This is a genomic window from Coprococcus eutactus (assembly GCF_025149915.1).
GTDB classification, from domain to species: Bacteria; Bacillota; Clostridia; order Lachnospirales; family Lachnospiraceae; genus Coprococcus; species Coprococcus eutactus.
The window spans coordinates 746954-760281 of record NZ_CP102278.1 but is presented as its reverse complement, the minus strand read 5'-3'; the positions used below and the strand labels follow the sequence as shown (position 1 = coordinate 760281).

Below are 13328 nucleotides of genomic sequence, written 5' to 3'. Positions count from 1 at the left end.
CATCTTATATTCTCATCTTGTATTCTGTATCTAAAATATCATATGAATATACATCACTCGCTTATGACCGTCCTGTTACGTCCTGACTCCTTTGCCTTATAAAGCGCTGAATCAGCTCTGTTAAACCAGGCCTTTGAGCTCTCACCCTTGATGTACTCTGCCACACCACAGCTACATGTGATTCCATCCTTGTTCATAAAATGGAAATAATAACATCTGAACTCTGTTCTTATGTCCTCTACAATATTCATGACCTTTGATAGTTCCACATCATGGAACAGTATGACAAACTCCTCGCCGCCGTATCTGAACGCAAGCCCCATATCCTTAGATTTCTCTTTCATCATCTTGCAGAGAGCCTTGATGACTATATCACCGTTGCTATGTCCGTATGTGTCATTTACCTCCTTGAAATGATCTATATCAAATATAGTCACATACGACTTGGCTCCTGTCTGCTCGGCACGTTCTATCTCCTTCTCCAGACTGTCCTCAAATGAACGTCTGTTGTAAAGTCCCGTCATCGGATCTATCATAAGCTCACTCATGAGAGTGACCTGTCTGTTGTAGCTGCCCATTATAGAACTCATAAGTGCTTTTGTATGTGTGTTGACTATAACCACCATCACGCACAAAAGAATGATCAACAAAAGAAATATGCTGAGCACTCCGACCCAGTTAAGCCCCGCCACACTGTCAGTGTACTCAAAATGATACCTCACCATATCAATTACGGTTAGTATCGCCACCACAACACCAGACCATATGGTTAGTGACTGATCCGCAAACAATGCCGTAGCAACTATGGTTAAGATTGGCAACATGATGAGTGGCAAAACGGAATAATATGTGAATGATATAACTCCTATAGACACGAATATCAATCCTATGACCACGTAATTTTTCTTCTCATTGGATATATTGTCCGCTTTGATCATAAAGTAACACACCACCAGTGTAATGATCTGTATGGCCATCGGAATAAATATGTATTCCAGCATATAAAGACCGCTGCCTATATTCTTCTCTACCCTATGAACCCCATACAATATCCATGAAAGCGCAAATGTAACACCACATATAGCAATGACCGTCCGCCATACAAGCAGCTGCCATCTTGCTTCTATATCTTCTTTGTACATATCATTCATAACCTTGATACCCCATGCAAGTAAATTTGTATACATTTTACCATACATGGTTTCATTTTTCCATCATTAATACATAAAATGGCGGGGTTTTTAATAACTAATTAACAAACCCCGCCATCTTATTAGTTTATTGTTATCATTTACAGATTATATCCAACCTCAAATGCCTCAAGGTTCTTCTCAACCGTCTTAGGTGGAACCGTATTCTTGATGACCTCTACCCATGCATCATGTGAAAAATCCATATGCTGAGCTGCGATACCTATGATAACTGTGTTGAATACCTTATTGTTGCCAAGCTTCTTAGCCTCATCCATGGCATCCACAGATATTACCTTATACTCCTTGCTCAGATTCTCTATGATTCCATCCGGATACTGTGCTACGCCTGTAACTACTGTTATCGGATCTATTCTCTGGTCATTGACTATGATAACTCCATCCTTCTTCAGAAAGTGTGCATATCTGAGCGCCTCAAGTCTCTCAAATGCTATAAGCACATCTGCACAGCCCTCTTCAACGATAGGCTCATTGACCTTCTCGCCATATCTTACATATGTAACAACACTTCCACCTCTCTGGCTCATTCCGTGAACCTCTGAGAGCTTGACATCATATCCTGCTGCCGTGGTGATTCCACCGAGTATACGGCTTGTGAGAAGTGTTCCCTGTCCGCCTACGCCGACGATCATAATATTTTTTGTCTCCATGATTAGAACTCCTCCCTTTCTATAGCATCGAACTTGCATCGCTTCATGCACAGTCCGCAGCCTGTACAGAGTGTGTCATCTATACGGATGGTTCCATCCTCCTGCCTGATAACTGCAGGACATCCTGGCTTTAAGCACATACCGCACTTCTTACACTTCTCAGGTATTGCCTTGCATCTTCCTGTTATCTTAGTCGTCTTCAAAAGTACACAAGGTGACTTTGTGATGATGACTGATACCTCATCCTTTGCTGTCTCCTCCTTGATGAGCTTCTTAAGACCTTCTATATCAAATGCATTTATCTCATGGACGTTCTGGATTCCCAGTGCCTTGCAGAGATTGTAAATATCAATGGCGTATGTAGGATCTCCCATCAGTGTCTTGCCTGTTGCGGCGTGATCCTGATGTCCTGTCATACCTGTTGTAGAGTTGTCAAGTATGATGACTGTTCCTGTACTCTGGTTATATACCATGTTCATGAGTGAGTTCACACCTGTGTGAAGGAATGTTGAATCACCTATGACTGCTACCCAGTTCTTGATGTAATCCTTGCCCTTTGCCTTCTCCATTCCATGAAGGGTAGAGATAGATGAACCCATGCAGACTGTTGTGTCAATAACACTGAGTGGCGCAACAGCTCCAAGTGTATAGCATCCGATATCTCCTGCTGCGTGTATCTTCAGCTCTGAGAGAACTGAGAATACGCTTCTATGTGGACAACCAGGGCAGAGGATAGGTGGTCTTGCTGGAACCTGAGCAGCCTCAGCAGTCTCAACCTTCTCGCCCAGGATTTTCTCCCTGAGCATGTTGGCACTGTACTCACCCTGAACTGTGAGTAGTTCTTTACCGACTGCATCTATCCCCCACGCTCTCACCTGAGTCTCGATATGTGGCTCAAGCTCCTCGATGACATATACCTTGTCAACCTGTGCACAGAAATCCTCGATCATCTTTCTTGGAAGCGGATTTACCATACCAAGCTTTAAGACTGATGCGTTTGGCATAGCCTCTCTCACATACTGATAAGGGATACCACTGGTGATGACACCCACGCTCTTGTCCCTCATCTCAACTCTGTTGATCGGCATGTCAGCGCCATCTGCTGCCATGTCCTTGAGTCTCTGCTCTACGAATACATGACGTGGTATAGCATTACCAGGCATCATGACATATTTCTTTATATTTCTCTCATATGGCTTGTCAGGAATCTCCTGTCTGTCGCAAAGCTCTACAACCCCCTGTGAGTGTGAAAGTCTTGTGGTTGTACGGAGCATTACAGGAGTATCATACTTCTCACTCAGCTCAAATGCATACTTTGTGAAATCCTTTGCCTCCTGGCTGTCTGATGGCTCAACCACCGGAATCATGGCTGTTCTTGCAACAAGTCTTGAATCCTGCTCATTCTGCGATGAGTACATTCCTGGATCGTCCGCTGCAACAAGTACCATACCTCCGTTCACACCTGTGTATGCTGCTGTGAACAGTGGATCTGATGCAACATTCACACCTACGTGCTTCATCGACACTATGGATCTTACCCCAGCAAATGATGCACCAATAGCTACCTCTGTGGCAACCTTTTCATTTGGTGACCATTCTGAGTAAATGTCTCCTTTATACTGCACCATGTTCTCACTGATCTCTGTACTTGGTGTTCCAGGATATGCCGCTGACACCTTGACACCTGCTTCATAACAGCCTCTTGCAATGGCTGCGTTACCAAGCATAATCTTCTTCTCGCCCATGAATCTTACCCTTTCTGTCTATTTATTGATATTTTTAATTTATTTCGTCTAATAAGACACTCTAATTTGTTATTATACAAGAATTATCAATAAAATAAAAGAGTTTTCTCTAACCCTTGATTTTCTGAGTCTGACGTACCATATCTGCAAAATCCTGCCACTGCATATCGATAATGTCATCACTGTCGGATGAACTTCCCGTCTTCCCACTAACCAGCGACAGAACCATATCAAGATCTGCTGCTCCCGCGTACTCACTGTTTTTGAGGAGCATGCCATAAGCCGCCACTGCACTTGCCGCACTCATGTCAGCGGACATTCCGCCGTTGTAGCTGTCTGTCTTCACCACACAGCTCACAAGGTTGCTCTTATCTCCATCGGGGTCCTTGTATCTTATGTTCACTGTCGCAAGCTCACCTGCATAGTTCTCTGCGCTATCTGACTTATCCCGAAGGTCTTGTGATGTTGACTCTGCTGTATTCACCTGATTTATATTTTCTCCGTATTTGTGATTGGCCGCAGGTACTTCAAAATCAGATCCGGCCGGCACTATCTCATACAGCACCGTAACCATGTGTCCTGCACCTATCTCACCGCCGTCCACCGCATCATTTGCAAAATCCGCATCCGCAAGAGCGCGGTTCTCATAGCCTATCTGTCTGTATCCCTTTACATTTGTCGGGTTGAACTCTAACTGAAACTTCACGTCCTTGGCAACGGTGTTCAGTGTGCCGCCCATCTCGTCCACCAGCACCTTCTTTGCCTCATATGCGGAATCTATAAATGCATAGCTTCCATCGCCGTTATCTGCCAGCGCTTCAAGCTTGTTGTCCTTCAGATTGTCCGTTCCAAACCCAAGCACGCTGAGGAAAATGTTGTTTTCCTTTTTCTCCTCGGTTATTAGATCCACAAGGTCGCTTTCACTGGTCAGCCCCACGTTCAAGTCCCCATCTGTCGCAAGTATGACACGGTTATTTCCACCATTTATGAAGTTTTTCTCCGCCAGCTCATAAGCTGTGATGATGGCATCGCCGCCGTTGGTGCAGCCCTCAGCGGTCATATTTGAAAGAGCCTCACTTATAGTATACTGCTCTGAACCTGGTGTACCCGAGAGCACCACAGTATCCTCTCCCGCATAAGTCACTATGCTAACCCTGTCATTTTCATCCAGATTCTCCGCGAGCATAGCAAATGACTGCTGCACAAGAGGGAGTTTATTGTCATCATACATAGATCCCGAGGTATCGATCAGGAACACTAGATTTGAAGGCTTCTTGTCCCCGAAATCTATCTCGTCTGTGTTGATCCCCACCATCATAAGCTTTGTGTCCTTGTTCCACGGGCAGTCCGAATATTCTGTGTATATAGAAAACTTCTCTCCGTCCTCAGGCTTCTTTCTGTAGTCATAGGTAAAATAATTCAACATCTCCTCTATTCTCACCGCTCCATCAGGAGGAAGACTACCTGACTCTATATATGACCTAACGTTGCTGTAGGATGCTGTATCCCTGTCCGCCGCAAATGTAGAAAGTGGTCTGTCAACTGTGGACACAAATCCATTCTCCGTCATGCTGTCATATTCTCTCGTATCGTAGGCGACCTCTGAATACATAGAATTTGAAGTATCTGTCACCATCGCTGTATCTCCAGCGACTGTTTCCACATCACAAGCTTCCTCCGCATACATAACATCATTCGACGTACTGTTGAATATTCCTCTCAAGCCATTGTCCTGCAGCGACTTCTTTTTTTGCTTACTTTCTTTTTCCCTGTACTTTTCTGCGATCCCTGTTATCTCTGTCTTATCCCCATTTTGTTTTTCAAGGCGCATTCCCCTGCCATCTACTGCATCATCGTTACCGCAGCCCGTAAGACCTCCTACCATCATAATCCCTGCCATAACTGCGCATATGGATCTTGCAAATATTTTTGAATTATATTTCATCATAAAAAATCCCTCCGTAATATGAATTTCAAGCTACCGGTCAAGCCTTATATTCTATATACGAAGGGATTATTATTTTTTATGGTAATTTCTGTATTTTTTTAATTTTTGATTTGTTTGTGCTATTCTGCCCTCTCAAATCTGTACCAGTTGCCCTCAACCTTCACTACAAGGCTGCCATCATCACACACAATGTAGGCTGAGTTTCTGGATGGGTTCATGTCAAAGTTGACCTCGCCGTCATTTGCCGGCACGCCATCGGTGTAGCTCTCAGCGTAGGCCGCTTTGCTCTCATCCACGCTGTCAGCATCGACCATGTCGTATGTGTCCCTGTAGAGCACACCATCCAACATGATCATGGGGATATAGTCAGCACTATTCACAGAATTCTGAGCATCAGTATTTCTCTGTACATCATAGCTCGCCGTGGCGTTGTCTGCCATTTCAGCAGCGTCGCCTTGAATATCGTCTGCCGCAGCCGCGTCACTTTCTTCTGCATAATAACTTTCATCCGAAGTCACCTTCACACTGTTGTCCTGCGCTGTCTTATCGCTTGCCCTCTTACGGCTGTTCCTTAACGGTCCGGCTACGATCAGCACACACACCACTGCCGCTGCCACAAGACCGGAGACGATCTGGATGGTTCTTCTGTTCCTGACTTTACGGTCTTTCTTGACTCCAAACTTCTTATCTCCAGATTTCTTATCCTGCACCCGCTGCGCATCCACCGCATCAAGTCCTGCCTCTATTTTTTCCCAGAGATCAGGTGCATCCATATTCTCTATATATTTGTCAGCTATTTCCTTTTCCAGTTCATCTTCATGTCTGTTCATAGTCTGCACCTCCTAAGTCTCTTGATTGCACTGTTGTAAAGCCACGTGACTGTTCCCATCGGCTTGCCAACTATCTCTGATATCTCTCTGAAGGTAAATCCTCCAGCCACCTTCATATCAACTATCTCCCGCTCATCAGGCTTAAGCGACTCCATGGCCACCTTCAGTGACACGCTGTTCACAACCTGTTCCTCCATGCTGCCACTCTGCCCGGTCTCCGGTATCTCATCCACCAGAGCCTCACGGTCTATCTTCCTGATCCTGTCCACCGCCATATTCCGGGCGATCGTGACCAGCCATTTCTTATGTCCATTTCCCGGCTTATAGCTTCCCGCAATGCTGTACAGCTTGATGAAGAATTCCGATGTCACATCCTCAGCCTCCTCGCGCTGTCCTATGGCGTCGTACACCACAGCATATATGAGCTTCAGATACGCATCATATATGTGCCGCAGGCTATCACTGTCGCCCGCCGCCATCGCAGACATGCACTGTTCAAATTCTCTGTCTGTCATAGCTCCCTCCTCATGATAATATACGTTATATCAACTGATTTTTATGGAATGTAATTTAACTTTTTAATCTTTTCCGCCTATTTGCAACATCATATCTTCCGCATGGCGGCAAATCCCATCACGTAATTTTTACTGCCACCAGCCGTGTCAAATGGCCATACCATATGGCGGCTGTCAACCAGCTCCACGTCGTAGTTCATATGAAGCGACATATCCTTCATGAGCTGTGCCACACCTTCTATGTCCTCCACCGACTTCATCGTCTCCACATCCCGCCTGTCAAATGCATTTGCAAGCTTCTCTGCGCATGTCTGATCCTCACATGCAACGACCTCATATCCATATATGAGGACATCCTTTGTCATATGATACATGTAGTCATTGAGTCTCTCCACCGCCGCCTCGTTCAGCCCCGAGATGGCACTGCTTATGAGTCTAAGATCCTCGTCATGATAATTGTCCCTGTAGTGGTAAAGCAATGCAGCAAATCTGGAATTGAGCTGGCTGTGAAGCCCGACCGCCACACTGTAATCAAATATATCAAGATACCTGTCAGTGTCATTTACTATATCCCCAGATTCCGTTCTGCCAATATATTTACCGGAATTGGCAGTCGCTATGCCTGTCAGGAACTCAAGTATATGCTCGGTGTCCGCACAGTCCTCAAGCATCGCCTCATACAAGCGGTACTGGTCATCGTCTACATGCCAGAATGGAATATCCGCTATTATATAATCCTGTTCCTTCAGCCCATATTCCCTGACTGCCGAAAGCAAAGCTTCCCTGTCTCTGTCTATGAGCACCAGCCTGTAATTATCTGCCAATCTTCCTATATCTATATCGCCGGCCGGTCCTATTCCCCACAGTGCAAGCACAGGCTTTGAATTCGCTGCATCTGCATCCTGCCCGGATTCTTTTTTTACCCGGCAGTTATTTTCTATATATTCCGTCACCTCACGTCTGTACTGTTCCCATCCCACATAGGAATCCGGTATACGCTCCGTGGCGATCATCTCATCAAAATAGCTCATTGTCTTCTCCTGACTCTGTGAACTGACAAATAAAGCAAAAGGGTTATGCCTGTCAGTATTTATTGATCATTCACAGGTATTTTATAAAATTTTATTTTTAAGCACAAGTGTAATGTAGTATAATACACATAGTTGTGCAACAGGACACACCATTCCAGTTTTTTACATTTTGGAGGAGTTATGGAATCAATACAGACAAATGCTCTGAACAGCAAATACATCAATTCCCTTCTGCGTCCGGAGGAAAATCCCTTCATGCAGGAGATGCAGAACTTTGAGGAGATCATGATGATGTATTCATGTGCCATCAGAGAGGTAAAGACAAAATTCGAAGTGCTGAATGATGATTTCAGCGTAAGATATAAGAGAAATCCTATAGAATTCATACAGTCAAGGATCAAAAAGCCTGTCAGCATTGCCAAAAAGCTTGCTAGCAAGGGCTGTCCGGTTACATGTGCAAGTATACTGAACAATCTGGATGATGTCGCCGGAATAAGAGTCATCTGCCCATTCATCGACGACATATATATGGTGGCAGAAAAGCTCATAAGTCAGGACGACATCACCCTGATTGAAGCAAAAGACTACATATCGCATCCAAAGCCAAATGGCTACCGCAGTCTGCATGTCATAGTCGAGATTCCTGTGTTCTTCGCAGACCACACAAGGAATATGCGTGTGGAGGTACAGATCAGAACAATCGCGATGGACTTCTGGGCGAGCCTGGATCACCAGCTCAGATATAAGAAGGATATCCCGAACGTGGACATGATCTCCGCAAGACTTAAGAAATGCGCAGATGTGATATCCGCAACAGACCTTGAGATGCAGTCCATCAAGAACAGCATATATGGTCAGAGGTATATTCCTGAACTTAAGAGAGAATCACCTGAAGAATAACTACAGTTATTTATTACTGATATTTTTCAACCTCAGGTAGAATGAAAAAATTGAAATATTTGCAACTTTTCATTTGACATTTTATCAAATCTGTTGTAGTATAACTGATGTTGTTAAGCAACATGTGTGCATAGCTCAGCTGGATAGAGCACTTGGCTACGGACCAAGGTGTCGGGGGTTCGAATCCTCTTGCGCACGTGACAGAAGCTGTCTGAATTATTTCAGACAGCTTTTTTGTTTCATCAAAACTACTTTATAACAGCCAAATATTATTCATAAAAAAGCCAGGGGGGTGATTGTGATATACTTCACATATCATCCCCTGACTTTCCGTATACACATGGGGTGCGGCTATAAGCTTTATTTACATAAAGTGCTACTCCCTGCTCCCCAGATATTCTTCCACCTTCTCCGGCGTATCCAGTCTCAGCCGTACAATAGTCATCATGATCATGTATCGCAGGACTTCCTTTAATATCTCTTCGTCAAACTGCGACTTCATATTTTCCGGATACGCATGTACGAGAAAATGCACATTGTAGGCATCGCCCTGTCTTGATATAAATGCACTCACATAGAGGCCATTCATGACCGCTGTTATGATGTCGTCATCCGTGATCTGTATATTTATCTTATACATCTTTGATATAAACTTTACCGTCTTGTCTTCTTTTACGAGAAAACGCCTGTCTGTAATCTCTCCTATGGAAAAGTTCTGTTTATGGAGTGTTATCGCCTGCAGGAATTCTGATTCCCTGTCATTCTCAATTATGTAATCATATATATCATTCGGTGTGTATGCCATGTTACTCAAGTTGTCCTTTCGTCTATTTGTCTATGATCTATGCGCTAAGCACTTTTTTCATTCTCACATCCGGTGTCATCACGTCACACTGCCCATCGTAAGCCCAATCACAAATACCACAAATGCACCAATTGTAAGCACGTACCACTCAATGACACGGACTGCAAGTTCCCAGTCCGACGGCTCAACATCATGCAAGTTTCTCACTCTGGGCCACATAGCCAGTTTGAAAAGTTCATCAGGAAACAACATGCTTACGACTGCAATAATGCATATAATGATTCCGAATATATATAATACTATATTTCCTCTGTTTGTAGTCTGCGGACCAGTAATAAACTTCACTATTTCATAAATATCCGGTGGATTTGCATAATAATCTCCTAAAACCACATCAAAATCGTTTGCCATCGTGCCGTCCGCATTGTATACCATGTAGCCATCTTTTGAGACAGCGCCTCTAAAAAACACCTTATCACCTTCCATGATCTTTACTCCGATATAATCATCAGATGATAACATGCCATCCTCTGTCCCTGCTGGTATGACAGAAGGATCCTCCATCCAGCTATATGGTCCATATGTTATGTCCCTATATTCGTCTCCTGTAAATCGGTGATAACACTTAAATTCTATCCTCTGGTCATCATATACTGTGATGCTTGTATATTCATCTGTATATATCACCTTTCCCTGTTCTTCTTTTCGAGTCAAAAAGTCATCCCTGAACTCTATTCCCTTTATGGACATTATAATCGGATAAATTATAGAAAATGCTATGATCATCACCACTATAATGATCATTAGAACCTTCTGCGTCTTAGATAAATTCTTTATTCTTTCCATACACAGTTCTCCCTTCAACCACCAATTTTCTGTTATCTTCATGAGCTGCCAAAACATGCTCTGCAAGTTTCAAGTACATATCGACTGCCTATATTATCCTCCCGTGCTATCCGCAGCCCCTGACTAATGCCCACGCACGCCTAGAACAGATCCAGCGTATTGTCAAGATATATTTCTTCTCTAACCTTGAGCTGATACTCTGGCTTTGTCATATAGTATAGCAGAAATTCCAGCACTATGGCACTCCCAAGACTTCTCCCCTCTATCTTGAGATTGGAAAATCCCATCGGCAGGTAAATGTTCCTTATATCATCTATACCTATAAATCCAGGATTCTCCATCGCCTTTGAAAAACGATAGCCGTCTGCTGCGTTCGGCGATGTACAGCGGTGAATTGATCTCTCACCGAGAGCCATACGGCTCACATCCTCATAGCAGGCTTTCCTGTCCTGACAGGAGAACGAACAACACTCGTTGCACAGGAATTCCACTTTGTCTTTCTGCTTTTGCGAAAGCGCTCTCAGCCTGTCAAATGCTTTGTTCAGCCGGAAATCCGGCACAACATACCTGAATTCATCCCGGTCAAGCTCTGCTGAAAACAGATCAAAGTCCGTGATGACCTTTGTTGTCGATGAAACCAGATATAGTCCCGGATAATTCTCCTGCAGATAGTCAAGTAACAACTCCGAATGGACTATGACACCGTTTTGAATATCACCCTTCTCAAACGCTCTGCACAAATCATTACACCGTTTATCCGCAAGATGTTCCAGTCTTAACAATGAGTTGCTGAAGGTCAGCCTCGCCGATATTCCATACTCACTCATAAACTCCAGCACATCTCCGGCATCGCTGTCGCCATATCCCACTCTGCCACCACCCCAGAGGCAGTCTCCCGGTGCTCCATACACCGAGCCGATATCACACCAGTCGTAAAAATATTCCCTGTGCTCACGGTATAGTGGCAGGAATACCTTGTACAGCTCGTAGAATTCAAAAAGTCCGGGCAGATGGTAATGTGCCTTGTATTCTGTTTTGTTATTCTCTGGCATTGATCTGCCAGACAATGGCTCATTCTTCATAGTGTTCATTTTTCTGTTTTTCTTTCAATTCCCACATATTATCTTCGTTTCCAGCTTCCGCATACTGTCTACAATTATATAAAAGTTCTTCATCTGTTGCAAACCATGTTTAGGATATTGTATATTTGAGCTATGGAAATTCACATTTTATAAGTGAGGGATGACTATGAATTATGCATTTACAAATGGACAAATATTAAACGGAACTAAAGATATGCAGATACAGACCGGTCTCTGTATCCTGGTCAGGGACTGCAAAATATACGACATCGCAAAGGATACTGCTGATCTTGACGGATACAAGATCATAGACCTTCAGGGACATTACATTCTGCCGGGTCTTATCAATATGCATGTACATCTTGCGGGAAGCGGAAAACCACAGAAGAAGCAGCGCAACAATGAAAAACTTGTAAATACCATCATGGGCTCGGCGCTTACCAGAGCCATCGCATACAACATGGTGGCGGGCTTTGCAAAGGACGAACTGCTAAGCGGTGTCACTACCATAAGAACTGTTGGCGGCCTTGGAAACTTTGACACCAGACTGCGTGACGAAATCGAAGCAGGCACCAAGACGGGGCCGCGTATCCTTGCCGCCAACCGGGGAATCTCGGTTCCCGGGGGACATATGGCGGGATCTGTAGCTATCGCTGCTGCAAACATAGATGAAGCACTTGCCCACCTGAACAAATGTGAGAAAGAAAAGGTTGACATAATCAAGCTCATGATCACCGGTGGAGTGCTTGATGCAAAGGAAAAGGGCACTCCAGGAGAACTGAAGATGTCACCTGATATGGTGCGCGCAGTCTGCGACAAGGCTCATGCAGACGGCTACATGGTTTCCGCACACGTCGAATCACCCGAAGGTGTCCGCGTTGCTCTGGAAAACGGAGTTGATTCCATAGAGCACGGTGCCAAAATGGACGATGACATGATCAGACTTTTCAAGGAACGCGGAGCATTCCTCTGCACCACTATCTCTCCGGCTCTTCCATATGCCCTGTTTGAACGCGCACTCACGAATGCGACCGAGGTCGAACAGTACAATGGAAATGTCGTATTTGAGGGAATCATAGACTGCTCAAAGGCAGCCCTGGCAAATGACATCCCTGTTGTACTGGGAAATGACGTCGGCTGTCCATGGATCACACAGTATGACTTCTGGCGTGAGCTGTACTACTTCCACAAATACGTCGGGGTATCCAACTCATTTGCACTGTACACCGCGACAAAGCGGAGTGCGGAGCTTGCCGGGATTGGACAGCTCACCGGATCCATCGAGAAGGGCAAATATGCAGACATGATAGTCACCGCAGGAAATCCTCTTGACGATCTGCGCGTCCTAAGAAACCTTGAGATGGTCATCACCAAGGGAAACATCATCGACCACCCAAAGATCAAGAAGAGGAAGAATGTCGATGCAGAGCTGGACAAGTTTCTGTAGGCAATACAAACAAACTGCAACGGAGGTTATTATTTATTATGGGGAATACATTCAGGGAAGTGCAGTGTTTCAAATGCGGACACATTTTTATGTGGCAGAAAGATGGTATAGAATATCAGTCTGAATATCGTCTGGAAAGCACCAGCGAACTGCTGGGAATTGCGGCATGTCCTAAATGCGGAACGGATATGCTGGTAATTCCGCATATTCTTGAGGGAATCTCTAAAGATTCAAATGGAATTGTGGAATCAGGGATACGGGGAATATAAAGACAAAAATAACCGGGTATGTTTCTTCCTGAACATGCCCGATTATTTT

13 protein-coding genes and 1 tRNA gene are annotated in these 13328 nt (G+C 44.5%); 4 read left to right on the top strand and 10 right to left on the bottom strand.

The window, feature by feature from the left end; all coding sequences use genetic code 11:
• Positions 1-53: 53 nt before the first annotated feature.
• The 7 genes from NQ536_RS03245 to NQ536_RS03215 all read right to left on the bottom strand — a co-directional run bounded on the left by NQ536_RS03245 (position 54) and on the right by NQ536_RS03215 (position 7930).
• Positions 54-1187, bottom strand: a complete 1134-nt coding sequence (locus NQ536_RS03245; protein WP_227135359.1) for a GGDEF domain-containing protein — start codon at positions 1185-1187, stop codon at positions 54-56.
• A 104-nt stretch (positions 1188-1291) separates the two neighbouring features.
• Positions 1292-1861, bottom strand: a complete 570-nt coding sequence (locus NQ536_RS03240; RefSeq protein ID WP_004853700.1) for an indolepyruvate oxidoreductase subunit beta — start codon at positions 1859-1861, stop codon at positions 1292-1294.
• Positions 1862-1863: 2 nt separating this feature from the next.
• Complete coding sequence (iorA, locus tag NQ536_RS03235; RefSeq protein ID WP_004853702.1) at positions 1864-3606, bottom strand: indolepyruvate ferredoxin oxidoreductase subunit alpha; 1743 nt, start codon at positions 3604-3606, stop codon at positions 1864-1866.
• A 109-nt stretch (positions 3607-3715) separates the two neighbouring features.
• Positions 3716-5554 carry a vWA domain-containing protein gene (locus NQ536_RS03230; protein ID WP_004853704.1) on the bottom strand — a complete coding sequence of 613 codons (1839 nt, stop codon included), beginning with the start codon at positions 5552-5554 and terminating at the stop codon, positions 3716-3718.
• 119 nt (positions 5555-5673) lie between these two features.
• Entirely contained in the window at positions 5674-6384 is a 711-nt protein-coding gene (locus tag NQ536_RS03225) for an SH3 domain-containing protein (RefSeq protein ID WP_004853706.1), read from the bottom strand.
• Positions 6381-6899: an RNA polymerase sigma factor gene (locus NQ536_RS03220; protein ID WP_004853708.1), complete on the bottom strand. Its 519-nt coding sequence runs from the start codon at positions 6897-6899 to the stop codon at positions 6381-6383. Before NQ536_RS03220 ends, NQ536_RS03225 begins: the two co-directional genes overlap by 4 nt.
• A gap of 89 nt (positions 6900-6988) precedes the next feature.
• Positions 6989-7930 (bottom strand): hypothetical protein, encoded by a 942-nt coding sequence (locus NQ536_RS03215; protein ID WP_004853710.1) that lies wholly within the window; start codon positions 7928-7930, stop codon positions 6989-6991.
• 180 nt (positions 7931-8110) lie between these two features.
• On the opposite strand from NQ536_RS03215, the gene NQ536_RS03210 reads away from it, so the two are divergent.
• Positions 8111-8830 (top strand): GTP pyrophosphokinase, encoded by a 720-nt coding sequence (locus tag NQ536_RS03210; RefSeq protein ID WP_004853711.1) that lies wholly within the window; start codon positions 8111-8113, stop codon positions 8828-8830.
• Between the two features lie 124 nt (positions 8831-8954).
• A tRNA-Arg gene (locus NQ536_RS03205) sits at positions 8955-9028 on the top strand.
• A 178-nt stretch (positions 9029-9206) separates the two neighbouring features.
• Here NQ536_RS03205 and NQ536_RS03200 read toward each other — a convergent pair.
• The 3 genes from NQ536_RS03200 to NQ536_RS03190 form a co-directional block, all read right to left on the bottom strand.
• Entirely contained in the window at positions 9207-9635 is a 429-nt protein-coding gene (locus tag NQ536_RS03200) for a hypothetical protein (protein WP_004853714.1), read from the bottom strand.
• 78 nt (positions 9636-9713) lie between these two features.
• Entirely contained in the window at positions 9714-10481 is a 768-nt protein-coding gene (locus NQ536_RS03195) for a hypothetical protein (RefSeq protein ID WP_147566480.1), read from the bottom strand.
• A 140-nt stretch (positions 10482-10621) separates the two neighbouring features.
• Positions 10622-11563 (bottom strand): hypothetical protein, encoded by a 942-nt coding sequence (locus tag NQ536_RS03190; RefSeq protein ID WP_081445880.1) that lies wholly within the window; start codon positions 11561-11563, stop codon positions 10622-10624.
• Positions 11564-11729: 166 nt separating this feature from the next.
• Between NQ536_RS03190 and NQ536_RS03185 the strand changes: the two genes are divergently transcribed.
• On the top strand, positions 11730-13010 hold the full coding sequence (locus NQ536_RS03185) for an amidohydrolase family protein (protein ID WP_044998383.1): 1281 nt from the start codon (positions 11730-11732) through the stop codon (positions 13008-13010).
• A gap of 38 nt (positions 13011-13048) precedes the next feature.
• Complete coding sequence (locus NQ536_RS03180; RefSeq protein WP_004853723.1) at positions 13049-13279, top strand: hypothetical protein; 231 nt, start codon at positions 13049-13051, stop codon at positions 13277-13279.
• Positions 13280-13328: the final 49 nt, after the last annotated feature.